Origin of the sequence: Streptomyces sp. CA-142005 (assembly GCF_050942335.1) — a bacterium.
GTDB lineage: Bacteria > Actinomycetota > Actinomycetes > Streptomycetales > Streptomycetaceae > Streptomyces.
In genome coordinates, this window is sequence record NZ_CP192078.1 from 8,628,450 (window position 1) to 8,652,047 (window position 23,598).

Here is a 23,598-nt window from a genome sequence, read left to right on the forward strand (position 1 = left end):
TGAGAGGGCGGGAGTACGCGGTGAGGTGGTGGACGGCATGGGACACTGGCGCACTTTGATGGTGCTCGGAACGGCCCAGTTCCTGATGGTCCTGGACACGTCCGTCATGAACGTCTCCATCAGCCAGCTGGTCGAGGACTTCCACACCGAGGTCACCGCCATCCAGGCCGTCATCACGCTGTACGCGCTGGTCATGGCCGCTTTCATGATCATCGGAGGCAGGCTCGGCGACATCCACGGCCGCCGCCGGCTGTTCCTGCTCGGCCTGATCGTCTACGGCACCGGTTCGGCGCTCACCGCCGTGGCGCCCACGCTGTGGGTGCTCGCACTCGGCTGGTCGGTGATCGAGGGACTCGGCGCCGCGATGGTGCTGCCCGCGATGGCGGCCCTGGTCGCGGAGGCCTACCGCGGCAAGGACCGGGCCGTCGCCTACGGCGTGATCGGCGGCCTCGCCGGTGCCGGCATCGCGGTCGGCCCGCTGCTGGGCGGCTGGGTGACGACGTATCTGACCTGGCGGCTCGTCTTCGCGGGCGAGGTCGTGGTCGTCCTCGTCGTCCTGCTGTGCCACCGGGTGGTCAAGGAGTCCGCGCGGACCGGACCGCCGCCCCGGCTGGACGTGGTCGGCGCGGTGCTCTCGGCGGGCGGACTGGGTCTGGGCGTGCTCGGCGTGCTGCAGAGCAGCACCTGGGGCTGGGTGCATCCGCGCAACCCGCCCTTCACCGTGCTGGGCTTCGCGCCCACCCTCTTCGTCATCGCCGCCGGGGTGGCCGTGCTGGCCCTGTTCGTGCGCTGGGACCGCAGGCGGGAGGCCGCGGGCGCCGACCCCCTGGTGCACCTGTCCCTGTTCGGCCGGCCGCCCCTGCGCTCCGGTCTACTCACCCTGCTGAGCCAGAACCTTATCCTGCTCGGACTGTTCTTCACCATCCCGCTGTACCTGCAGGTGGTGCAGGGATTCGACGCCTTCCGGACGGGGCTGCGGCTGCTGCCGGTGTCCATCACGATGCTCGTCACCTCCCTCGGTGCCGCCCGGCTCGGCCGCACCATGGGGCCGCGCCGGGTCGTCCGGCTGGCCCTGCTGACCCTGGCCGTGGCCATCGTCTGGCTGCTCGCCACCATCGAACCGGACATCGACAACGCGCAGTTCGCCGGCGCCATGGCGGTGCTCGGCATCGGCATGGGACTGCTCGCCTCCCAGCTGGGCAACGTCGTCCAGTCGAGTGCCGGTGAGACGGAGCGCAGCGAGGTGGGCGGCCTGCAGTTCACGGCGCAGAACCTGGGTTCGGCGCTGGGTACCGCGCTCATCGGGTCCATACTCATCGGCGCGCTGGCGCACGCGTTCACCGCCGGCGTGGAGAGCCATCCCCAGCTGTCGGCCGAGACCCGGCAGCAGACCGGCGTCCGCCTGGAGGCCGGGATCAGCTTCGTGCCCACCGACCAGGTGCGCTCGGCCGCCCAGCGCGCCGGACTGCCCCCGTCCGAGGTCGACGCCCTCACCTCCGCGTACGCCTCGGCCCAACTCGACGGGCTGCGGGCGGCGATCCTCGCCACCGGGGGTATCACCCTCGCGAGCCTCCTCGTCACCCCGCACCTGCCGACCGGGCCGGCCCGGCGGCCGCAGCAGGCGAAGGGCGGGGCACCGACCCGGGTGACCGGCGCCACGGAGTGAGCGCGAAGGTACGGCGATGTCCCCCACCGTTCGCACCGAGGCACGGGAACGCCGTGCCGAGCGCCGCGCCCACGCCGACTACACGGGTGCCGTGTACGGATCGATGCTCGCGGCGTCGGTGGTGATCGGCGCCGGCGCGCTGGGGAAGTTCCCCCGCGTGGAGCTGGTCGTCCTGCTGCTGCTCACCGGTCTCGTCTTCTGGGTGGGGCACGTCCACGCCCAGCTGTTCGGCGCCCGTCTGGCACAACAGGCACTGGACCGGCCGACGGTCCTGCGGGTGTGCCGCGAGGAGTGGCCGATCGTCAAGGCGGCCGTCCCGCCCGCCCTCGCCGTCGCCGTCAGCCCGCTGCTCGGCCTGGGCGTCGACGGCGCGGTCTGGCTGGCGGTCGCCGTCGCCGTGACCGGCCAGGTCGGCTGGTCCGCGGCCGGCGCACGGCAGGCGGGCGCGTCCTGGCGCCTGGTGGCGGGCACCGCCGCCGTCAATCTGCTGCTCGGCCTGGCGATCATCATGTTCAAGATCACACTGACGCACTGAGGCCCGCGCCCGGATCACCTGTGCCGGGTGAGGCCCGGTGCGGCCGGGCGGAGCAGGATCGCAGGCAAGACCGCAGCTCGCGGCGGGAGAACGGCCCATGCTCTACGAGATCCGCGTCGACGGACAGATGTCGGAGACCCTTACCGAGGCCTTTCCGGAACTGGATCACGTGATGATGTCCGGTCAGACGGTGCTGTTCGGTCCCGTCATCGACGAGGCGCACCTCTACGGGCTGCTGAACCGCTGCCAGTCGCTGGGACTGCGGGTCGTGGAGATGCGCCAGCTGCCGGAGTGACCGGCACCCGCCGTCCGCGGGAGGGCCGTGCCTCACAGATCGGCCGCCGTGATCCGGCCCGAGCGGACCGCCTCGCGCAGTGCCTCGAAGTCCCGCTCGGTGCGGTCCGCGTAGGCCTGCGCGAACCCGGTCAGCGCGCGGTCGAAGCGGTCCCCGGCCCCGAGATAGGCGGCGATGGCGACGGGATCACCGGAGCGCGCATGGGCCCGGGCCAGGGCGGCCCCGCACACCTGGCCGGACAGGTTCAGCAGATCCGGGTCCCAGCTCTCCGGCCGGAGGCTGCCCTTCCAGTCCCACAGCTGCCGTACGTAGAAGTCCCGGTCGCGCCCGTCGAGGCCCACGACGTGCGTCCAGCCCAGGAAGATGTCACTGGACGCCTGCAGGAGCCGCTGCCCGGCCACCACCCTGCGGCCCTGGTTGTCGTACCGCTCGCCGCCCGTGTGCGCCGCCAGCACCGACTCCTGTGCCTCCTTGGCCTGCAACAGCAGCGGATCGTCGTCGTCGCGGCCGAGCAGCAGCAGGATCCAGCACCGGGTGCCGACGCTGCCGACCCCGACCACCTTCCGCGCCATGTCCACCAGCCGGTAGTGCCGCAGCAGGTGCCGCCGGTCCGCGGGCAGGGTGCGCGCGTACGACTCCAGCAGCGCCTGGAGGTCCTTGTCCTCCTCGTCGGGGGAGGTCTCGCCCCGCAACCCCCGCAGGGGGGTGAGCAGCGGCGGGTCCGCGGCGATCCGGCGCCCTTCGGGCGTGAGCCGGGTGAGCTTGGCGAAGGCCCGCAGATGCGTCCGGGACCGGGCGCGGTCGGCCGCCTCGGCCGTACGACGCCTGCCCTCCTCGTCCATCGAGACCGCCAGCAGCCCGCGCATCCGGTCGGCGTCGTCCCGGGCGTACCAGATGTCCAGGGTGCGCATGCCGGCGAACTCCCGCATGCGTTCCCGGTAGGCCCGCACGCAGGTGCGCACGGCGTCGTCCTGCTCCTTCTCCGTGAAGCCGTTGTCGCGCCCCGCGACGGCGAGACTGGCCGCCAGCCGCTTGACGTCCCATTCGAAGGGGCCCGGGAACGTCTCGTCGAAGTCGTTGATGTCGAACACCAGATGCCGTTCCGGGGAGGCCAGCAGCCCGAAGTTCAGCAGATGCGCGTCCCCGCACAGCTGGACCCGGAGCCCGGTCCCGGGCAGCGCGCCCAGGTCCGCCGCCATGACCGCCGCCGCGCCGCGGTAGAAGCGGAAGGGGGATTCGAGCATGCGGCCGTAGCGGATCGGCACCAGCTCCGGCACCCGGGTGGCCGCCTGCCGTTCCAGTACGTCGACCACGTCCGGCCGGTCCGGCGCGGCCTCGAACACGCCGTGGCCCGAGCGCGGGGCGTGCCGCCGCGCCCTCCTGCCGTGGGCCGCCCGGTCGGCCGGCGACAAAGCGACGGTGACGGCATGCGGTGCGGTCATGATCCACCCTCCTGGTCCTGCGGCCTGCCTCTCGCCGCCGATCCCGCCTCGCGCGGGGACCGGGGAACACGGGCCGTGGGCCCGCCGCTCCAGCCCACCGCCCGGTCCGGGCGGGGGGATCACCCGCGGCGGGTGATCCGCCGGGACGGCCGCCCCGGGAATTCTGTCCGCTCCAGGGCCGCGGGCCGCCCCGCCGGCGGAGCGCGCGCGGCCGGTGCCGAGGGGGCGAGGAGGAGCCATGAGCGAACCGCGTGGACAGCGACCGCGGGCCGGGCTGTCGTATCCGCCCGGCGCGGCGGGCACCGGCCCCGCACAGGCCATGACGGCGATCGCCCGCTCCTGGACCTGGATCCTGGCGTCGGCGATCGTGACGCTCGTACCGGGCGTGCTGATCCTGGTCTGGCCGGACGAGACGCTGCACGTCCTCGCCGTCGTCCTCGGCCTGTACCTGCTGCTCGGCGGCGCGATCCGGTTCGTGACGGCGTTCGCGCGGGAGGACCACTCCGACCGGCTGCCGGGCCTGCTGGTCGCCGTGCTGTACGTCCTGGCCGGCGTGCTCTGCCTGCGCCATCCGCTGCAGACCATCACCGCGCTGGCGCTGGTCGTCGGGCTCGTGTGGCTGGTGTCCGGGGTGCTCACCCTCTACACGGCGATCGCCGCCAAGGACCTGCCGCACCGGGGTGTCGTCCTGGGTGCCGCGCTGCTCGGCATCGTGGCCGGGATCGCGGTGCTGGCGCTGCCCGCCGAGTCGGCGCGGGCGCTGACCCGGCTGCTCGGGCTGTGGCTCGTGCTGCTGGGCCTGGTCGAGCTGGCGGTCGCCTTCACCTGGCGGGCCGCGCTGCGCAGGAGCGGGGTGGTGCCGGGCGCACCCGGCCCCACGGACTGAACCGGGCGCACGATCACCCGCCTCGGGTGAGGACGTGCCGCTTTGACCGTGTGCATGGTGAGAACGGCAGAGACCGGCTCGGCGAATCCGCGAGCCGGGGCCCTGGATGGAGGAAAGACATGAGCGCGCAGAACTACCTCGCGTACGACTATCCGGTCCTGGGTGTCTTCTGGTCCATGCTGGTGTTCTTCCTGTGGATCATGTGGTTCGTCCTGCTGTTCCGGGTCATCGTCGACATCTTCCGCGACGACGACATGGGCGGCTGGGGCAAGGCCGGCTGGACGATCTTCTGTGTCGTGCTGCCGTTCCTGGGTGTCTTCGTCTACCTGATCGCCCGCGGCAAGGGCATGGGACAGCGGGAGGTGGCGCAGGCGCGCGCCCAGCAGGAGGCCTTCGACTCCTACGTCCGGCAGACCGCGCAGGGCGCGACCGGCACCAGCAGCGCCGACGAACTCGCCAAGCTCTCCGCCATGCGCTCGCGCGGTGACATCACCGACGACGAGTTCCGCAGGGCCAAGGAGCTCGTCCTCAGCGACACCGGCCCGGCCCAGGCCCGGCGCGGCGGCGATTCCGTACCCACCTCCACAGGGCGCTGAGGCGCGCCCACGAGAACGAATCGAGGCCTCCTATGACCACGACCCCCTCCACCCGCGCCCACACCCGCAGCACCAGGCAGGCGTGGGCGGGCGGCCTCACGTCCTTCGCGGGCGTCATGCTGCTGCTCGCCGGGCTGCTCGGTGTGTTCCGGGGCATCATGGCGATCGCCCAGGACAACGTCTTCGTGACGACGCCGAACTACGTCTTCAAGTTCGACCTCACCAGCTGGGGCTGGATCCATCTGGTCCTGGGCGCGATCGCCGTGATCGTCAGCTTCGGCTTGTTCACCCCGTCGATGTGGGCACGCGTCGCCGGCGTGGCCATCGCCGGGCTGGTGATCATCGCCAACTTCCTGTCCCTGCCGTACTACCCGGTGTGGTCCGTCGTGATGATCGCGCTGTCCGGGTTCATCATCTGGGCGCTGTGCGTGGTCCAGGGCAGGGAGTCCGCCGAGACCCTGTAGCAGGCTCCCGACCCGCACGACCGGCAGCGCATGGTCAGCGCCACCGGGCCGTGCGGGCCGGCCTGTTGCGGACGCGGCCTACTCGCCCCGGGCGGGCGGGGCCAGTTCCTCCCCGCTGCGCTGCTGCGGGATCACGACCGCGCCCTGCTGCAGTGCCACCGTCCGGGTGGGCGCCGGGATGCTGATGCCCTCCGCGCGGTAGCGGCGATGGAGGCGCTTGATGAACTCGTGCTTGATGCGGTACTGGTCGCTGAATTCGCCGACGCCGAGGATCACCGTGAAGCCGATGCGGGAGTCGCCGAAGGTGTGGAAGCGGATGGCGGGCTCGTGGTCCGGTACTGCGCCCTCGACCTCGCGCATGGTCTCGGCGACGACCTCCGCCGTGACCCGCTCCACGTGCTCCAGGTCGCAGTCGTAGCCGACGCCGACCTGCACCAGCACCGTCAAGCGCTGCTCGGGATGCGTGTAGTTGGTCATGTTGGCCTTGGCGAGCTGGCCGTTGGGGATGACCACGAGGTTGTTGGAGAGCTGGCGGACCGTCGTCTGGCGCCAGTTGATGTCGACGACATAGCCCTCCTCGCCGCTGCCGAGCCGGATGTAGTCGCCCGGCTGGACCGTCTTGGACGCCAGGATGTGGATGCCGGCGAAGAGGTTGGCGAGGGTGTCCTGCAGGGCCAGGGCGACCGCCAGACCGCCGACGCCCAGGGCGGTCAGCAGGGGCGCGATGGAGATGCCGAGGGTCTGCAGGACCACCAGGAAGCCGATGGCGAGGACCAGGACCCGGGTGATGTTGACGAAGATGGTCGCCGAGCCCGCCACGCCCGAGCGGGACTGGGTGACCGTGCGCACCAGACCCGCGATCACCCGGGCCGCGGACAGCGTCACCACGAAGATCAGCCACACCTCCAGCAACTGGTCGGTGTGGTGCTGCACGGTTCGCGTCAGCGGCAGCACGATCGCGGCCGCCGCCGCGCCGCCCGCGATCGCCGCCCACGGCACGACCGAGCGCAGCGCGTCCACGATGACGTCGTCGCCGCTCCAGCGGGTCCGCTTGGCGTGCTTGGCGAGCCAGCGCAGCAGGGTGCGGGACAAGAAGGCGAGCACCAGACCCGCCGCCACCGCGATTCCGGCGAGGACGAGGTCGTCCAGGGTCAGCGCGCGGTTCACCGGTCACCTCCGGGGCACGCGTCGGCTGCGGGGTTGTGAAGTCTCGTCACGTTGTCACCTGCTCGATGTGCGGATGTGCGATCGCGCCGGCCGGCGGAACCCCGTCGGCCGGCGCGATCGTTCATCCTGCCGTATCCGGCACGCCAGTTCGCACCCGGACCGGCGTCTTCGCGCACGTGGCTCAGACGATGCCCTCCGCGAGCTCGGCCTGGTCGCGGTCGCTGCCGTACGCGGCGGCGGTGGGCGTGCCGTACGAACGGCGGGCGACGTACCACCAGACGGTCGCGAGGACCAGGACGACGGCGAGCGCCACCGACGCGTAGTTCATCGTGTCGACGGTGACCGGTGAGGCCTGCGGCAGGCAGAACAGCACGGTCACACAGGCCACCCAGAGCACGGCGATCCAGCCGACCGGCCGGCTCCAGCGGCCCAGATGCCACGGACCGGGCCGGAAACGGTCGCCCGCGCGCAGCCGCAGCAGCACGGGGATGGCGTAGGCGGGGGTGATGCCGATGACATTGATGGCGGTCACCGCGTTGTAGGCGGTCGTCGAGTACAGCGACGGCAGGGCGAGGACGCCGGCCACGACGACGGACAACCAGACGGCGGCGACCGGGGTTTGGGTGCGGGCGCTCACCTTGCGCCACAGCTGCGAACCGGGCAGCGCGCCGTCGCGGCTGAACGCGAACACCATCCGGCTGGCCGCCGCGACCTCCGCGTTGCCGCAGAACAGCTGGGCGACGATCACCACCAGCAGCAGCGCGCTGGCGCCGCCGGTGCCCAGGCCGTCGAGCAGGATCTGCGCGGGCGGCACACCGGTGTCGGTGGTGCGCGTGGCGTCGTAGTCCTGGATGGCGAAGGTCAGGCCGGCGAGCAGGACGAAGCCCGCGATCCAGGACGCCCAGATGGACCGTACGATGCCGCGCGCCGCCGACACCGAGGCCTGCGCGGTCTCCTCCGACAGGTGCGCGGAGGCGTCGTAGCCGGAGAAGGTGTACTGCGCGAGCAGCAGGCCGATCGCCGCCACGTAGAGCGGGTTGTGCCAGCCGGTCTCGTTGACGAACTTGGTGAACACGAAGGACGCCGACTGGTGGTGGTCGGGGACGATCGCGAGCGCGCCCACGATGAGCGCGACACCGGCCAGGTGCCACCACACGCTCACCGAGTTGAGCAGGCTGACCAGGCGGACGCCGAACAGGTTCAGCACCGCGTGCAGCAGCAGGATGGCGCAGAAGATCAGCATGGTCTTGCCGGGCGTAGGCGTGAAGCCCCACTGCAGGTTGGCGAACGCGCCGGTGAACAGGGCGGCGCCGTAGTCGATGCCGGCGATCGCACCGAGCAGACCGAGCAGATTCAGCCAGCCCGTGTACCAGCCCCAGCGCCGGCCGCCGAGCCGGTCCGCCATGTAGTACAGGGCACCCGAGGTCGGGTAGGCGCTGGTGACCTCGGCGAGCGCCAGGCCGACGCACTAGCACGAACAGGCCGACGCCCGCCCAGCCCCACAGCATCACGGCGGGGCCGCCGGTGTTCAGGCCGAAGCCGTACAGGGTCATGCAGCCGGACAGGATCGAGATCACCGAGAAGCTGATCGCGAAGTTGCCGAAACCGCCCATCCGGCGGGCCAGCACGGGCCGGTAGCCGAGTTCGCGCAGCCGCTTCTCCTCGTCCTGCTGGGGCAGGCCCGGCGAGGGTGCGGGCTCGGGGGTGGGGGACATGCGGGGGACCTCCGGGTCATGAGCGTCGGGGAGAGGGGGGCCGTTCAGGTGCGGGAGCCGTCCGCGGCCGCCCGGCTGCGGTCCCGGGCCTGGACGAAGACCTCCACGGCACGGTCGCGGTCGGGCGTGCGGTACATCCAGGGCGGGGGCGTGAAATACGGTCCGATGGCGTCGAACACCCGTGCTGCGTCTGGGAATTGAAGCGCTCCCCACAGGGCGTGGGCCAGGTGGTTGAGGTCCGGCAGGGAGCGTTCGTCGCGCTCGGTCCGCTCGAACCAGGAGTGCAGGGCGCGCCGCGCCTCCCGGGTCGCGTCCTCCGCCACCCAGTGCAGATCGAGCGCCGCGTCGTACCCGCTGTCGCGCCGGTAGCGCTCGACGCGGACGTACAGCGGCAGCACGTGCAGCGCCGAGCCCGGCGGGGCCTGCGCGGCGGCCCACTGGGCGTATGCGGCGGCCTCCGCGATCCGCCCGGAGCCGCCGCGCGCGTACAGGAACTGGAGCATCCGGTGGTGGGCCTCGCGGTTGTACGGGTCGCGCCGCCCGGCCTCGGCCAGCAGACCCCAGGGGCCCGGCGGCAGCGTCGGCTCCGGCGCGGGCACCCGGTGCTCCTCCCAGCGCTGCTCCGGATCCAGCTGGGCCAGCGCCAGCAGACACACCCAGGGCACCGGGTCCTTCGGGGCGATCCCGGTGGCGGACTGGGCGGCGTCCCAGGCCTCGATCCACAACTCGTGGGTACGACGGTGCCGTTCGCGCTGGGCGCGCAGTGCCCGCTCCACGCCGACCCGCGCCTGCATCACCGCGGCGTGGACGCTGTCCGGCTCCTCCGTGAGCCAGGCGCGCACCACGTCGGTGCCGGCGGCGGCCGTCGCGAGGACCTGGGTGCGCTGCGTCCACTGCCGGCCGGGCGGGGTGTCCGCGAGCAGCGTGCGCATGGCCATCCAGCGGCCGGTGCGCAGGTCCTGGAGGGTGGCGCGCAGGGCGTGGTCGGGGCCGGCGGGGTCGTAGGAGGGACGGGGTCCTTCTCTGGCCATCAGCCGTCTGCCCCGGGCCACTGGCGCGCGGGCGAACTGGCGGGGCGGCGTGACAACAGCCCTCCTGTGGGCGGCGATCGAGGGGTGGGGTGCCGGTCGGCGGTCACTATAGAGGCGCGGGTTCCGCCTTGCCATTCTTGCCAACTCAACCACTTATTCAGCCCAGTTGGAAACACGAGGGTGCTTGACGCCGTCCCGCCGCGGCGGCAGGCTGGCGCGGTGATCTTCGGTGCGCAGTGGGGCAGGGCGCGATGACGGGTCCGGTGCTCGCCGTCGACCAGGGCACGTCCGGCACCAAGGCCCTCGTGGTCTGCCCGGAACGCGGCGTCCTGGGATCCGGGTTCGCCGAGGTCCGCCCTCGCCATCTGCCCGGCGGACGGGTCGAGGTGGACCCGGCCGGGCTGTACGACTCCGTGGTCGACGCCGGCCGGCAGGCGCTCGCCGAGGCCGGCGAGGACGTCGTGGCGCTGGGCCTGGCCAACCAGGGCGAGACCGTCCTCGCCTGGGACCCGGCCGACGGCCGCCCGCTCACCGACGCCCTGGTGTGGCAGGACCGGCGCGCCGAGACCGTGTGCACCGAACTCGCCGAGCACGCAGAGGAATTGCGCTCGCTGACGGGGCTGCCCCTCGACCCGTACTTCGCCGCGCCCAAGATGGCCTGGATCCGCCGCCACCTCACCCGCGAGGGTGTCGTCACCACCTCCGACGCCTGGCTGGTCCACCGCCTCACCGGCGCCTTCGCCACCGACGCCGCCACCGCCGGCCGTACCCAGCTCCTCGATCTGGACCGCGCGCAGTGGTCGCCGAGGGCGCTGGAGATGTTCGGCCTCACGGACGAGCGGCTCCCGCGGCCGGCCGACAACGCCCAGCCCATCGGCACCACCACGGCGTTCGGCCGCGAGATCCCGCTCACCGGGCTGATCGTCGACCAGCAGGCCGCCCTGCTCGCCCAGCGGGTCACCGCGCCCGGCGCCGCCAAGTGCACCTACGGCACCGGCGCGTTCCTGCTCGCGCACACCGGCCACCGGCCCCGGCGCGCTGCCTCCGGCTTGGTCAGCTGCGTGGCCTGGCGGCTCGCCGGAACCACCGCCTACTGCCTGGACGGCCAGGTCTACACCGCGGCCTCCGCCGTCCGCTGGCTCTGCGACCTGGGCGTCCTCTCCTCCGCCGCCGACCTCGACGCCGTCGGCGGCGCCGTCCCCGACAGCGGTGGCGTCACCTTCGTCCCCGCCCTCGCCGGTCTCGCCGCCCCCTGGTGGCGCGGCGACCTGCGCGGCTCGCTCACCGGACTCGGCCTCGACACCGGCCCCGGCCACCTGGTGCGCGCCCTGTGCGAAGGCATCGCCGCCCAGGTCGGCGAACTCGCCGACGCGGCCGCCGCCGACCTCGGCGCCCCGCTGGACACGCTCCGCGTCGACGGCGGCCTGACCCGCTCGGCCCTGCTCATGCAGGCCCAGGCCGACCTGCTGCAACGCGCCGTCGAGGTGTCCGCGCTGCCCGACGCGACCGCACTCGGTGCGGCCGCTCTCGCCCGCCTCGGCGCGGACCGTACCCTGAGCGTGGAACAGGCCCTGCCCGACTGGAAACCCGCCGCCGTGTACGAACCCCGCATCACCGCCGACCAGGCCGCCGAACGCCGCGCCGGCTTCCGCGCCGCCGTAGCGGCCCTGCTCGGCTCATGACCGTCACCGCGGACGGCCCGCTGCCCACACGGACGTACGACGTCGTGATCGTCGGCGCCGGGGTCGTCGGCTGCGCCATCGCCCGGGAACTCGCCCGCCACCCCCGCCTGCGCGTCGCCCTGGTCGAGGCCCGGGACGACGTGGGGCAGGGCACCTCCAAGGCCAACACGGCGATCCTGCACACCGGTTTCGACGCGGCCCCCGGAACCCTGGAGGCCCGGCTGGTCCGCGAGGGCTACGACCGGCTCGGCGCCTACGCGGCCGAGTCCGGCATCCCCGTCGAACGCGTCGGCGCCCTGCTGGTCGCCTGGGACGAGGAGCAGCTCGCCGCCCTGCCCCGGCTGGCCGCGAAGGCCGAGCGCAACGGCTACCACGAGACGCGCCGGCTGGATGCCGGCGAGCTCTACACCCGCGAGCCCCACCTCGGCCCCGGAGCGCTCGGCGCCCTGCACGTGCCCGGCGAGAGCATCATCTGCCCCTGGACGACGACCCTGGCGTACGCCACCCAGGCGGTCCGCGCCGGAGTGGACCTGCACCTGAACACCACCGTGAAGCAGGCGAGTTGGCGGGACGGTCACCGTCTGACCACCTCCCGTGGGACCCTCCGCGCCCGCCACCTGGTCAACGCGGCCGGCCTCCACGCCGACACCGTCGACCGGCTGCTCGGCCACGAGGACTTCACCGTCACCCCGCGCCGCGGCCAGCTCCTGGTGTACGACAAGTTCGCCCGCCCGCTCGTCCGGCACATCCTGCTGCCCGTCCCGACCGCGCTCGGCAAGGGCGTCCTGGTCGCGCCGACCGTCTACGGCAACGTGCTGCTGGGACCCACCGCCGAGGACCTGGACGACAAGCGGGCCACCGGCTCCACCGCCGACGGACTGGCCGGCCTGAGGGCCAAGGGCCGCCGTATCCTGCCCGCCCTCCTGGACGAGGAGGTCACCGCCGTCTACGCCGGGCTGCGCGCGGCCACCGGGCAGGAGGACTATCGCATCGCCGCCCACCCCGAGCAGGCGTACGTCACCGTCGGCGGCATCCGCTCCACCGGACTGACCGCGTCCATGGCCATCGCCGCGCACGTCACCGGCCTGCTGGCCGGGAACGGGCTCGACCTCGGCCCGGAGCGCGAGCCGGAGCCGGTGGCCATGCCCAACCTCGGCGAGGCCTTCCCGCGCTCCTACCAGCGGCCCGAACTCATCGCCGCCGACCCCGAGTACGGCACCCTCGTGTGCCACTGCGAGCGCGTCTCCCGCGGCGAGATCCGGGACGCCCTCGCGGGTACGATCCCGCCCCGCACCCTGGAGGGTCTGCGCCGCCGCACCCGGGCCCGGGCGGGCCGGTGTCAGGGGTTCTACTGCGGGGCGGCGGTGCGGGAGCTGTTCGAACGGGGCTGTCCCGAGGGCGAGTCGGTGGCAGGGCAGCCGGCCGGCGGGGAACCGGTGCGGCGCGGGAAGCCGTTCGGGAGGGGGCGGCCATGACGGACGTACGCCGTGTCGACGTCCTCGTCGTCGGTGCCGGCCCCGCCGGACTCGCGGCCGCCGCACGGCTGGCCGCCTCCGGGGCCGGGCGCGTGGAGGTCCTGGAGCGGGAGGCCGAGCCGGGCGGGGTCCCACGGCACTGCGCACACGGCGGCTTCGGCACGTGGACGCGTCCGCTGACCGGCCCCGGATACGCCCGGCTGCTCACAGAGGCCGCCGTGCGGGCGGGCGCGGTGATCCGGACCGGGGTGACGGTCCTGGACTGGGTGGCGGCCGGGCCGTCGGCCAACACGGAAGCCACGGACGCGGGGACGGCAGGCGCCCGCGGCGCGGGGCCGGGCGCTGCGAACCCCTCGGCCCCCGACGGCCCCGGTGGCGGTCCGGTGTCCGGTGGCCTCGGACCCCGTACCGGTACGGTGCTCACCGCCGTCGGACCCGGCGGACCGGAGATCGTCGAGGCGCGGGCGGTCGTCCTCGCGACCGGTGCCCGGGAACGCCCGCGCACCGCCCGGCTGGTGCCCGGTACCCGCCCGGCCGGTGTCCTCACCACGGGCGAACTCCAGCAGGCGGTCCATCTGTTCGGGCAGCGGATCGGCACCCGCGCGGTCGTCGTCGGCGCCGAGGACGTCTCCTACGCGGCGGCCGCCACCGTGCGCGCGGCCGGCGCCGAGGTCGTCGCGCTGGTCACGGAACACCCGCGGGCCCAGACCGGCCGGGCCCGTGCTCGGTCGGTCCGGTTGCGCGACCGCATTCCGCTGCTGACGCACACCACGGTCGCCGAACTCCTCGGCCACGGCCGCCTGTCCGGGGTCCGCGTGCGCCGTCGCGACGGCCGCACGGCCGTACTGGCCTGCGACACCGTCGTGTTCACCGGCGACTTCGTCCCCGACCACGAACTCGCCCGCCGCGGCGCCCTCGCCCTGGACCCCGGCACCCGCGGCCCCGCCGTCGACGGCGCCCTGCACACCTCACGCCCCGGCGTCTTCGCCGCCGGCAACGTCCTGCACGCCGTCGAGCGGGCCGGCACGGCCGCCGACGAGGGCGCGCGAGTGGCCGGTGCCGTCCTGGACTTCCTGGCGGGCGCCCCCTGGCCGGATCCCGGAGTCCCGCTCGCCGTCGACGCTCCGCTGCGCTGGATCGCCCCGAACCGCATCACCCCGGCCGACCCGCCCGCCCGCCACTTCCTGCGCACAGCCGCCCCGCTGACCCGCCCGGTCCTCCTGGTCCATCAGGACGGCCGCCTCCTGCACCGGGAGCGGCCGGGCCTCGGCACCGCCCTGCCGAACCGCACCCTGACCCTCACCGCACGCTGGACGGGCCGGGTCGACCCGAAGGGCGGCGAGGTACGGGTGAGCGTGGGCTGAGCGGGGCGGCCGCCCCTGCCGTGCGCGACCGCTCAAAGATCGGTGAACGACCCGTGCCGGCCGGAGCCGGAGGCGAACCGTGCGGCACCCTCCGCGCTCTGCGCCAGCACGCCCAGTCCGTACCGGAGCTCACCGCGCAGGGCGGTCTCCTCGTCCAGCCCCTCCTGGTCGAGGACCGACGCGCGGTCGCTGCGCAGGCAGGCCTGCGGGAAGCGGGCGATGTCCGCCGCCAGCGCCTCGGCCTCGGGGCGGGCGCGCCCCGTCGGCACCACGCGGTTGGCGAGCCCCATCTCGTACGCCTCGCGGGCCGGTACCGGGCGGCCGGTGAGGATCATGTCCATGGCCCGGCCGGTGCCGATCAGCCGGGGCAGCCGTACCGTGCCGCCGTCGATCAGCGGCACGCCCCAGCGGCGGCAGAACACCCCGAACACGGCGTCCTCCTCCACCACCCGCAGATCGCACCAGAGGGCGAGTTCGAGGCCGCCCGCGACCGCGTGCCCGGCCACCGCCGCGATCACCGGCTTCGACAGCCGCATCCGGGTCGGCCCCATCGGGCCGTCACCGTCCTCGGCCACGCGGTTGCCGCGCTCGGTACCGATCGCCTTCAGGTCCGCCCCCGCGCAGAACGTGCCGCCCTCGCCCCACAGCACCGCGACCCGGGCACCGTCGTCGGCCTCGAAGTCACGGAAGGCATCGGCGAGTTCGGCGGCCGTGGGACCGTCCACCGCGTTGCGGGCCCGAGGCCGGGAGAGGACGATCGTGGTGACGTACTCCGTGCGCTCCACGCGGACCGGCATGGGAAGCCCTCCTCGTTCTGGTCGGGAAGGCCACTCTGCCTCAGATGACCTTGAACCGGACCAGCGCCCCCAGGGTCAGCGCCCCCGGCAGCAGCGGCACCCACACGGTGATGATCCGGTAGGCGAGGACCACCGCGGTGGCCACCGCGGCCGGGCCGCCCACCGCGACCAGGGCCACGATCAGGGCCGCCTCGACCGAGCCCAGGCCGCCCGGTGTGGGGACCAGCGCCACCGCGACGGTCGCCGCGAGATAGGCGAGCGCCATGTGCGCCACCGGCACCGGCAGCCGCAGCGCCTGGCCGACCGCGGCGAGACCGGCCGCCTGCAGCGCGGGGAAGGCCAGCGAGCCGCCCCACAGGGCCAGGGCGCGGACCGGCCGGGTGTGCACCGACCGCGCCTCGCCGAGGGCGTCCCGGACGAACGCGTGCACGCGGGTGCGCAGCGGTCGTACCAGGGCCACGACGGCCGCCACCACCGCCAGCAGGCCGGCCGCGCCCAGCAGCAGCGGCACGGCCGAGCCGTCCGGCAGCAGGGGGCCGAGCCGCAGCGCGTCGGGGAAGGCCAGCAGCAGCACGGACAGCAGACCGAGCCGGCCCACGGACTCGGCCAGCAGGTACAGGGCGAGCGCGGCCGAGGAGCGGGCGAGCGGCACCCCGCACACGGTCATGAAGCGCAGGTTCACCGCGCCCGCACCCAGTCCGGTGGGCAGCAGATGGTTGGCCGAGGCCGCCGCGAACTGGGTGGCCAGCAGCCGTGCCTTCGGCAGCGGCTGCACCACCGCGCCCTGGCGGGTGAACGCGGCGGCCACCCAGGTCAGGCAGGTGGCGCCGGCCGCCGCGAGCAGCCACGGCCAGGACGCGCCGCGCAGCTGGCCGAAGCCCTCGGCGAGCAGGGAGCGGTTCCGTACGGCGACGACGGCGACGAGCGCGAGCGGCACCAGGCACAGCACCTGGCGTACGGGGACGCGACGGGGGAGTCGTCCCCGGCGAGGTGGGGGAAGCGGGACGGCAGTCACATCGGCAGAGCTTTTCCGTGCCGTACCAACGGCGGGTGAAAAGACGGAAACATTGACCTCAACGAAGCTTGAGGTTCTACGTTCTCTTCCATGAGCATGGAGACCACCGCGTGGATGCAGCTGCACAGTGTCATGACGGCACAGGCCGAGCGCCGTCCGTTCGCCCGCGTCACGCTGCGCCGTATCGCCGCCTTCGCCCGCCCGCACCGCGCGGGCATCGTCCGGTTCGTGGTGCTCGGGGTGGTGACCGCGCTGCTCGCCGTGGCCACCCCCGTGCTCGCCGGCCGCGTCGTCGACGCGATCGTGGCGGGGCACGACTCCGGCACGGTGGTCCGGCTCTCCCTGCTCATCGCGCTCGTCGCCCTCGCGGAGGCGGGGCTGGGCATCCTCGGCCGGCGCCTGTCGGCGACGCTCGGGGAGGGACTCATCCTCGACCTCAGAACGGCTGTGTTCGATCATGTGCAGCGCATGCCCGTCGCGTTCTTCACACGGACTCGTACGGGCGCGCTGGTCAGCCGTCTCAACAACGACGTGATCGGCGCCCAGCGGGCCTTCGCCAACACCCTGTCCGGCGTGGTCAGCAACCTGGTCACCCTGCTGCTCACCCTCGCGGTGATGCTCACCCTGTCCTGGCAGATCACCCTGCTCGCGCTGGTGCTGCTGCCGGTGTTCGTGCTGCCGGCCCGCCGCATGGGCAGCCGGATGGCACGCATGCAGCGCGAGGCGGCGGCGCTGAACGCGGCCATGGGCACCCGGATGACCGAGCGCTTCTCCGCGCCCGGCGCCACCCTGGTCAAGCTGTTCGGCCGCCCGGAGGAGGAGTCGGCGGAGTTCGCGGCCCGCGCCGCCCGGGTCCGTGACATCGGCGTCCGCACGGCCACGGCCCAGTCCGTCTTCATCACCTCCCTCACCCTGGTCTCCGCCCTCGCGCTGGCCCTCGTCTACGGCCTCGGCGGCTGGTTCGCGCTGCACGGCACCCTGCAGGCGGGCGCGGTCGTCTCCCTCGCCCTGCTGCTGACCCGCCTGTACGCCCCGCTGACCGCGCTGGCCGGAGCCCGGGTCGAGGTGATGAGCGCGCTCGTGAGCTTCGAGCGGGTCTTCGAGGTGCTGGACCTCGAGCCGCTGATCGAGGAGAAGCCGGACGCCCGCGAAGTCCCCGGGGGCCCGGTCGCCGTCGAGTTCGAGGACGTCCGCTTCTCGTACCCCTCGGCCGACCAGGTCTCCCTCGCCTCCCTGGAGGAGGTCGCCGCCCTCGACACCCGCGGCGGCTCCGAGGTCCTGCACGGCATCTCCTTCCGCGCCGAACCCGGCCAGACCGTCGCCCTCGTCGGCTCCTCCGGCGCCGGCAAGTCCACCATCGCCCAGCTGCTGCCGCGCCTGTACGACGTCGACGCGGGCGCGGTCCGCATCGGGGGCGTCGACGTCCGCGACCTGACCGCCGCCTCCCTGCGCGGCACGCTCGGCATGGTCACCCAGGACGGCCACCTCTTCCACGACACCGTCCGCGCCAACCTCCTGCTGGCCCGCCCGGAGGCGACGGACGACGACCTCTGGGACGCGCTGGGCCGTGCCCGCCTGGCCGAGGTCGTACGGTCCCTGCCCGACGGCCTGGACACGGTGGTCGGCGAGCGCGGCTACCGGCTCTCCGGCGGTGAACGCCAGCGGATGACCATCGCCCGGCTGCTGCTGGCCCGCCAGCGCGTGGTCATCCTGGACGAGGCCACCGCCCACCTGGACAACACCTCCGAGGCGGCCGTCCAGGAAGCCCTCACCGAGGCCCTGGAGGGCCGTACCGCCGTGGTCATCGCCCACCGCCTGTCCACGATCCGCACCGCCGACCAGATCCTCGTCGTGGAGTCCGGCCGGATCGTGGAGCGCGGCACGCACGAGGAACTGCTGGCGAGGGAGGGCCGGTACGCGGAGCTGTACCGGACCCAGTTCGCGGGGCGGGAGGCTGCCCTGACCGCACCGCCGGAGGCGACGGACGCGCTGGGCGAGGCGGTTGAGCTGGCGTAGGGGGTGAGGGGGCGGGTCGGCGGAGGGCACCGCGGTGTTCGGCGCCCCGACGCCCGGGCGTGCGTGGCGAGTTACTGCCGTACCACTTGACTCCACTGGTCCGGACCTTTAGTTTCACGCCTTAAACAAAGCCTGCGGACACCCCAACGCCCATCTTACTCACGGGTGTTGGGCCGCATCCCCCCACGTGAAAGGCCGCCCCCGCACATGGCCAGACCCCTCCCCGCAGCAGTCTCCCTCGCCGTAATGGCACTCTCCGCCGGACTGCTCACCGCTTCCCCGGCCCAGGCCGCGACCGGAGCCATCACCGGGCTCGCCGGCAAGTGTCTCGACGTCGCCGGGGCCAACTCGGCCGACGGCACGCCCGTCCAGCTCTACGACTGCAACGGCACCAACGCCCAGCAGTGGACGGTCGGCACCGACGGCACCATCCGCGCCCTCGGCAAGTGCCTCGACGTGACCGGCAATTCGACCGCCGACGGCGCCAAGGTGCAGCTGTGGAGCTGCACCGGCGGCGCCAACCAGAAGTGGACCGTCACCGCCGCCCACGACATCGTCAACCCGCAGGCGAACAAGTGCCTGGACGTCACCGACAACAACTCCGCCAACGGCACCCGGACACAGATCTGGAGCTGCACCGGCGGCGCCAACCAGAAGTGGAACGCGCCCGCGAGCGGGGGCGACGGCACCCCGTCGGCGCCGATGGCCGTCGCGCCGTACCTCTACAACGGCTGGGGCAGCCCGCCCAACCCGTCCACCATCACCCAGGCCACGGGCGTGAAGTGGTTCACCCTCGCCTTCGTGCTCAGCAACGGCTACTGCAACCCGCAGTGGGACGGCAGCCGCCCGCTGACCGGCGGGGTCGACCAGCAGACCGTCAACACCGTGCGGGCAGGCGGCGGTGACGTCATCCCGTCCTTCGGCGGTTACAGCGGCAACAAGCTGGAGAGCTCCTGCTCCAGCGCGAGCGAGCTGGCGGCGGCCTACCAGAAGGTCATCAACGCCTACGGCCTGAAGGCGATCGACATCGACATCGAGGCCGACGCCTACAGCAACGGCACCGTGCAGCAGCGGACCGTGGACGCGCTGAAGACCGTCAAGGCCGGCAACCCGGGCCTGAAGGTGTACATCACCATCGGCACCGGGCAGAGCGGGCCCGACACCAGCCTCATCGACCGGGCCGCGTCCTCCGGGCTGACCGTGGACGCCTGGGCCATCATGCCGTTCGACTTCGGCGGCGCCGGACAGAACATGGGCAACCTCACCACGCAGGCCGCCGAGGGCCTGAAGAACGCGCTGAAGAACGCCTATCACTACAGCGACGACCAGGCCTACCGGGACATGGGCATCTCGTCCATGAACGGCATCACCGACAACAACGAGACCGTCACGGTGAACGACTTCCGGACCATCCTGGCCTACGCACAGGCGCACCACCTCGCCCGGCTCACCTTCTGGTCCGCCAACCGCGACCGGCCCTGCACCGGCGGCCCCGCCGACAGCTGCTCCGGCGTGAACCAGTCCGACTGGGACTACACCCGCGTCTTCGCCGCCTACACCGGCTGAGCCCCCGCAGGAGAACCCGTGCTTCCTCTCTCACGCCGCAGACCAACCGCCGTCGCCCTCGTCGCGGCAGCGGCCGCCGCCCTGCTCACCACCGCGCCGACACCCCTGCTCGGTGCCGGGCCCGCGCACGCCGCCACTGCCCAGGCCGCCGCCCTGCCCACCGGCTTCGCGACGGTCGTCAACGCCGCGAGCGGCAAGTGCCTCGACGCCAAGGCCGCCGCCACCGCGAACGGCACCGCCGTCCAGCAGTACACCTGCAACGGCACGAACGCCCAGCAGTGGAGCTTCACCGACGCCGGCAGCGGCTACGTCCACATCGACAACCGCAACGACACCAACCAGGTCGTCGACGTCAGCGACGTGTCCACGGCCGACAACGCGCCGGTGCATCTGTGGAGTTACGGCGGCGGCGCCAACCAGCAGTGGCAGGCCGTGGACGACGGCGGCGGCGCCTTCCACTTCGTCAACAAGAACAGCGGCAAGTGCCTGGACGACCCCGGTGCCTCGACGGCCGACAGCGTGCAGTTCGTGCAGTACACCTGCAACGGCACCGCAGCCCAGCGCTTCCAGGTGGTTCCGGTGACCCAGCCGAGCGGCAACCCGGACCTCGGGCCCAACGTCGTCGTCTTCGACCCGTCGATGTCGTCGTCCACCATCCAGAGCAGGCTGGACACGATCTTCAAACAGCAGGAGACCAACCAGTTCGGCACCCAGCGCTACGCCGTCCTGTTCAAGCCCGGCGCCTACAGCGCGGACGTCAACGTCGGCTTCTACACCCAGGTGCTGGGGCTCGGCCTGACCCCGGACGCGGTGTCGATCAACGGTGCCGTGCACGCCGAGGCCGACTGGTTCCAGGGCAACGCCACGCAGAACTTCTGGCGCGGCGCCGAGAATCTCTCGGTCAACCCGGCCGGCGGCAGCGACCGCTGGGCGGTCTCGCAGGCGGCGCCGTACCGGCGGATGCATCTGCGGGGCAACCTCACCCTGGACGACGGCGGCTGGTCCTCCGGAGGCTACCTCGCCGACAGCAAGGTGGACGGACAGGTCAACTCCGGCTCGCAGCAGCAGTGGCTGACCCGCAACTCCCAGCTCGGCAGCTGGACGGGGTCCAACTGGAACATGGTGTTCACCGGCAGCCAGGGCGTCCCGTCCACCAGCTTCCCCAACCCGCCGTACACCACCGTCGCCCAGAGCCCGGTCACCCGTGAGAAGCCGTTCCTCTACGTGGACGGTTCCGGCACCTACCAGGTGTTCGTGCCGTCCGTGCGCTCCAACACCACGGGCACCAGCTGGACGAGCGGCAGCCCGCAGGGCACCTCGCTGCCGCTCAGCCAGTTCTACGTCGTCAAGCCCGGCGCCACCGCCGCACAGATCAACGCGGCCCTCGCGGCAGGCCAGAACCTGCTCGTCACGCCAGGCGTCTACCACCTCGACCAGACCCTGAAGGTGACCCGCCCCGACACGATCGTCCTCGGCGTCGGGCTCGCCACCTTCGTCCCGGACAACGGCATCACCGCGATGAGCGTCGCCGACGTCGACGGCGTCAAGATCGCGGGCCTGCTCTTCGACGCCGGCACCACCAGCTCGAAGACCCTGGTCGAGGTCGGGCCGGCCGGCTCCACCGCCTCCCACGCGGCCGACCCGACCTCCCTGCACGACGTCTACGTCCGCATCGGCGGCGCCGGCGTCGGCAAGGCGGCCACCAGCCTCGTCGTGAACAGCAGGAACGTCATCGGCGACCACATGTGGATCTGGCGCGCCGACCACGGCAGCGGCGTCGGCTGGACCAGCAACACCGCCGACACCGGACTCGTCGTCAACGGCGACGACGTGACGATGTACGGCCTGTTCGTGGAGCACTTCCAGAAGTACCAGGTGATCTGGAACGGCAACGGCGGCCGCACCTACTTCTTCCAGAACGAGATGCCGTACGACCCGCCGAACCAGTCCGCCTGGATGAACGGCTCCACGAAGGGCTACGCCGCCTACAAGGTCGCCGACTCGGTCACCAGCCACCAGGCGTACGGCCTCGGCAGCTACTGCTACTTCAACGTCAACCCGAGCGTGACCGCCGACCGTGCCTTCGAGGTGCCGGACAACCCGAACGTCCGCTTCACCAGCATGGTCACCGTCTCCCTCGGCGGCACCGGCACCATCAGTCACGTCATCAACAACACCGGAGGACCGTCGAACTCCTCGGCCAACGTCGCGGACCTCGTCCGCTACCCGTGAGCGAAGGGCGTGGCCTGCCGGACGTGTGAGGCACCGCCGCGTGGATACGCGGACTGGACGGACACCAGGGCCCGTCCGGAAGGCCACTCCTGCCATGACCAGAGAAAACCAGCTCTCTCCCGCGTCGGAGATCACCCTCCGGGTCAACGGGAAGCCCCACACCCTGCACGTCGACCACCGGCGTGTCCTGCTGGACCTGCTCCGCGAGGACCTCGGCCTCACCGGGGCGAAGAAGGGCTGCGACCACGGCCAGTGCGGTGCCTGCACCGTGCTGGCCGACGGCCGTCGCCTCAACAGCTGCCTGCTGCTCGCGGTCGCCCTCGACGGCAGCGATATCACCACGATCGAGGGCCTCGGCGGCGACGGCGAGGGGCCGCACCCGCTGCAGCGGGCCTTCCTCGACCGCGACGCCTTCCAGTGCGGCTACTGCACCCCGGGGCAGATCTGCTCCGCCGTCGGCATGCTCGCCGAGGCCGCCGCCGGCCACCCCTCCCACGTCACCGACCCCGCGGCCCCCTCCGGCCGGCCCGTCCCGCTGGACCGGCCCGAGATCCGCGAGCGTCTGAGCGGCAACCTGTGCCGCTGCGGCGCCTACCCGCGCATCGTCGAGGCGGTGGAGGACGTGATCCGGTGAACGGCTTCGGATACCTCAGGCCCGGCAGCGTCCAGGAGGCCGTCGAGGCGTACGCCGCCCATCCCGGCGCCCGCTATCTGGCCGGCGGCACCAACCTGGTCGACCTGATGAAACTCGGCGTCGAGCGGCCCGCCCTGCTCATCGACGTGGGCCGGCTGCCGCTGGCCGGCATCGAGGAGCTGCCCGACGGCTCCCTGCGCGTCGGCGCCACCGTCCGCAACAGCGACCTGGCCGCCGACCCCCGCGTCCGCGACCGCTACCCGGCGCTGTCCCAGGCGCTCCTCTCGGGCGCCTCCGGGCAGTTGCGCAACGCCGCCACCACCGGCGGCAACCTGCTCCAGCGCACCCGCTGCCCCTACTTCCAGGACCTGGACAAACCCTGCAACAAACGCGAGCCCGGCAGCGGCTGCGGCGCCCGGGGCGGCGTCCATCGCGACCACGCCGTCCTCGGGCACTCGGAGCACTGCATCGCCACCAACCCGTCCGACATGGCCGTCGCCCTCGCCGCGCTGGACGCCCAGGTCGAGCTGTACGGCACCGAGGGCACCCGGCGGCTTCCGGCGGCCGAGTTCCACCGGCTGCCCGGCGAGCATCCAGACCGGGACACGTGGATCTGCCCCGGCGAACTGATCACCGGTGTGCTGCTCCCGTCGGCCACCGCCGGCGTCCCATCCGCCTACCGCAAGGCCCGCGACCGGGCGTCGTACGCCTTCGCCCTCGCGTCCGTGGCCGTCGTGCTGCGGATCGCGGACGGCGTCGTCGACCACGCGGGGGTCGCCTTCGGCGGGCTCGCCCACCGGCCCTGGCGAGCCCGGCACACCGAGCTGGCCCTGCTGGGCGCTCCCGCGACCCCCGCGGCCTTCGAGGGAGCCGTGGAGCTGGAACTCGCGCACGCCGAGCCGCTGCGGGACAACGCCTACAAGGTGCCCCTCGCCCGCAATCTCGCCCTGGACGTCCTGAACCGTCTCGCCCCGGCCCCGGCGGTGGCCTGAGCCGCGCAGGAGGAGCGAGCGGAGCAGG

At 73.0% G+C, this 23,598-nt stretch carries 19 protein-coding genes and 1 pseudogene; 14 read left to right on the plus strand and 6 right to left on the minus strand.

The genetic code is table 11. The annotated features are described in order from the left end of the window. Positions 1-37: 37 nt before the first annotated feature. From ACQPXS_RS39825 to ACQPXS_RS39835, 3 genes are all read left to right on the plus strand, one after another. Complete coding sequence (locus ACQPXS_RS39825; protein ID WP_433454370.1) at positions 38-1,666, plus strand: MFS transporter; 1,629 nt, start codon at positions 38-40, stop codon at positions 1,664-1,666. 16 nt (positions 1,667-1,682) lie between these two features. Continuing rightward, positions 1,683-2,201 (plus strand): hypothetical protein, encoded by a 519-nt coding sequence (locus ACQPXS_RS39830; protein WP_365322607.1) that lies wholly within the window; start codon positions 1,683-1,685, stop codon positions 2,199-2,201. Between the two features lie 97 nt (positions 2,202-2,298). Further along, the gene (locus tag ACQPXS_RS39835; protein ID WP_351808134.1) at positions 2,299-2,496 is read left to right on the plus strand and encodes a hypothetical protein; all 198 of its coding nucleotides are present in this window, start codon (positions 2,299-2,301) and stop codon (positions 2,494-2,496) included. A gap of 32 nt (positions 2,497-2,528) precedes the next feature. On the opposite strand, the gene ACQPXS_RS39840 is transcribed toward ACQPXS_RS39835, so the two are convergent. After that, the gene (locus ACQPXS_RS39840) at positions 2,529-3,938 is read right to left on the minus strand and encodes a DUF2252 domain-containing protein (RefSeq protein ID WP_433454372.1); all 1,410 of its coding nucleotides are present in this window, start codon (positions 3,936-3,938) and stop codon (positions 2,529-2,531) included. Between the two features lie 238 nt (positions 3,939-4,176). Here ACQPXS_RS39840 and ACQPXS_RS39845 point away from each other — a divergent pair, with 238 nt between their 5' ends. From ACQPXS_RS39845 to ACQPXS_RS39855, 3 genes are all read left to right on the plus strand, one after another. Further along, positions 4,177-4,824: an HdeD family acid-resistance protein gene (locus ACQPXS_RS39845; RefSeq protein WP_433454373.1), complete on the plus strand. Its 648-nt coding sequence runs from the start codon at positions 4,177-4,179 to the stop codon at positions 4,822-4,824. 119 nt (positions 4,825-4,943) lie between these two features. Continuing rightward, positions 4,944-5,420 carry an SHOCT domain-containing protein gene (locus ACQPXS_RS39850; protein WP_433454375.1) on the plus strand — a complete coding sequence of 159 codons (477 nt, stop codon included), beginning with the start codon at positions 4,944-4,946 and terminating at the stop codon, positions 5,418-5,420. Positions 5,421-5,452: 32 nt separating this feature from the next. After that, entirely contained in the window at positions 5,453-5,884 is a 432-nt protein-coding gene (locus ACQPXS_RS39855) for a DUF7144 family membrane protein (protein ID WP_351808137.1), read from the plus strand. Between the two features lie 78 nt (positions 5,885-5,962). Here the strand turns inward: ACQPXS_RS39855 and ACQPXS_RS39860 are convergent, their stop codons facing one another. The 3 genes and pseudogenes from ACQPXS_RS39860 to ACQPXS_RS39870 all read right to left on the minus strand — a co-directional run bounded on the left by ACQPXS_RS39860 (position 5,963) and on the right by ACQPXS_RS39870 (position 9,797). Further along, positions 5,963-7,051, minus strand: coding sequence for a mechanosensitive ion channel family protein (locus ACQPXS_RS39860; protein WP_356317168.1), 1,089 nt, complete (start codon positions 7,049-7,051; stop codon positions 5,963-5,965). Between the two features lie 181 nt (positions 7,052-7,232). Beyond that, positions 7,233-8,766 (minus strand): annotated as a pseudogene (locus ACQPXS_RS39865) (amino acid permease). 44 nt (positions 8,767-8,810) lie between these two features. Beyond that, complete coding sequence (locus tag ACQPXS_RS39870; protein ID WP_433454376.1) at positions 8,811-9,797, minus strand: hypothetical protein; 987 nt, start codon at positions 9,795-9,797, stop codon at positions 8,811-8,813. A gap of 251 nt (positions 9,798-10,048) precedes the next feature. Between ACQPXS_RS39870 and ACQPXS_RS39875 the strand changes: the two genes are divergently transcribed. Genes ACQPXS_RS39875 through ACQPXS_RS39885 form a run of 3 tightly spaced genes read left to right on the plus strand, consistent with a single transcriptional unit; the run spans position 10,049 to position 14,318 of the window. Further along, positions 10,049-11,479 (plus strand): FGGY family carbohydrate kinase, encoded by a 1,431-nt coding sequence (locus ACQPXS_RS39875; RefSeq protein WP_433454377.1) that lies wholly within the window; start codon positions 10,049-10,051, stop codon positions 11,477-11,479. Continuing rightward, positions 11,476-12,954 carry an FAD-dependent oxidoreductase gene (locus tag ACQPXS_RS39880; protein WP_433454378.1) on the plus strand — a complete coding sequence of 493 codons (1,479 nt, stop codon included), beginning with the start codon at positions 11,476-11,478 and terminating at the stop codon, positions 12,952-12,954. Before ACQPXS_RS39875 ends, ACQPXS_RS39880 begins: the two co-directional genes overlap by 4 nt. Then, positions 12,951-14,318 (plus strand): FAD-dependent oxidoreductase, encoded by a 1,368-nt coding sequence (locus tag ACQPXS_RS39885; RefSeq protein WP_433454379.1) that lies wholly within the window; start codon positions 12,951-12,953, stop codon positions 14,316-14,318. The genes ACQPXS_RS39880 and ACQPXS_RS39885 overlap by 4 nt, the downstream gene beginning before the upstream one ends. Positions 14,319-14,350: 32 nt before the next feature. Here ACQPXS_RS39885 and ACQPXS_RS39890 read toward each other — a convergent pair whose 3' ends face one another. Both ACQPXS_RS39890 and ACQPXS_RS39895 read right to left on the minus strand, forming a co-directional pair. Further along, a complete protein-coding gene (locus ACQPXS_RS39890) occupies positions 14,351-15,115 on the minus strand; it encodes a crotonase/enoyl-CoA hydratase family protein (protein WP_433454381.1) in 765 nt (254 codons plus the stop codon). 40 nt (positions 15,116-15,155) lie between these two features. After that, complete coding sequence (locus tag ACQPXS_RS39895) at positions 15,156-16,130, minus strand: lysylphosphatidylglycerol synthase transmembrane domain-containing protein (protein WP_433454382.1); 975 nt, start codon at positions 16,128-16,130, stop codon at positions 15,156-15,158. Between the two features lie 96 nt (positions 16,131-16,226). On the opposite strand from ACQPXS_RS39895, the gene ACQPXS_RS39900 reads away from it, so the two are divergent. The 5 genes from ACQPXS_RS39900 to ACQPXS_RS39920 all read left to right on the plus strand — a co-directional run bounded on the left by ACQPXS_RS39900 (position 16,227) and on the right by ACQPXS_RS39920 (position 23,570). Then, the gene (locus ACQPXS_RS39900; protein ID WP_433456167.1) at positions 16,227-18,146 is read left to right on the plus strand and encodes an ABC transporter ATP-binding protein; all 1,920 of its coding nucleotides are present in this window, start codon (positions 16,227-16,229) and stop codon (positions 18,144-18,146) included. A gap of 207 nt (positions 18,147-18,353) precedes the next feature. Further along, complete coding sequence (locus ACQPXS_RS39905) at positions 18,354-19,712, plus strand: lectin (RefSeq protein ID WP_433454383.1); 1,359 nt, start codon at positions 18,354-18,356, stop codon at positions 19,710-19,712. 18 nt (positions 19,713-19,730) lie between these two features. Next, a complete protein-coding gene (locus ACQPXS_RS39910) occupies positions 19,731-21,944 on the plus strand; it encodes an RICIN domain-containing protein (RefSeq protein ID WP_433454385.1) in 2,214 nt (737 codons plus the stop codon). Between the two features lie 94 nt (positions 21,945-22,038). Next, positions 22,039-22,578, plus strand: coding sequence for a (2Fe-2S)-binding protein (locus ACQPXS_RS39915; RefSeq protein ID WP_433454386.1), 540 nt, complete (start codon positions 22,039-22,041; stop codon positions 22,576-22,578). Further along, entirely contained in the window at positions 22,575-23,570 is a 996-nt protein-coding gene (locus ACQPXS_RS39920) for an FAD binding domain-containing protein (RefSeq protein ID WP_433454388.1), read from the plus strand. The genes ACQPXS_RS39915 and ACQPXS_RS39920 overlap by 4 nt, the downstream gene beginning before the upstream one ends. Positions 23,571-23,598: the final 28 nt, after the last annotated feature.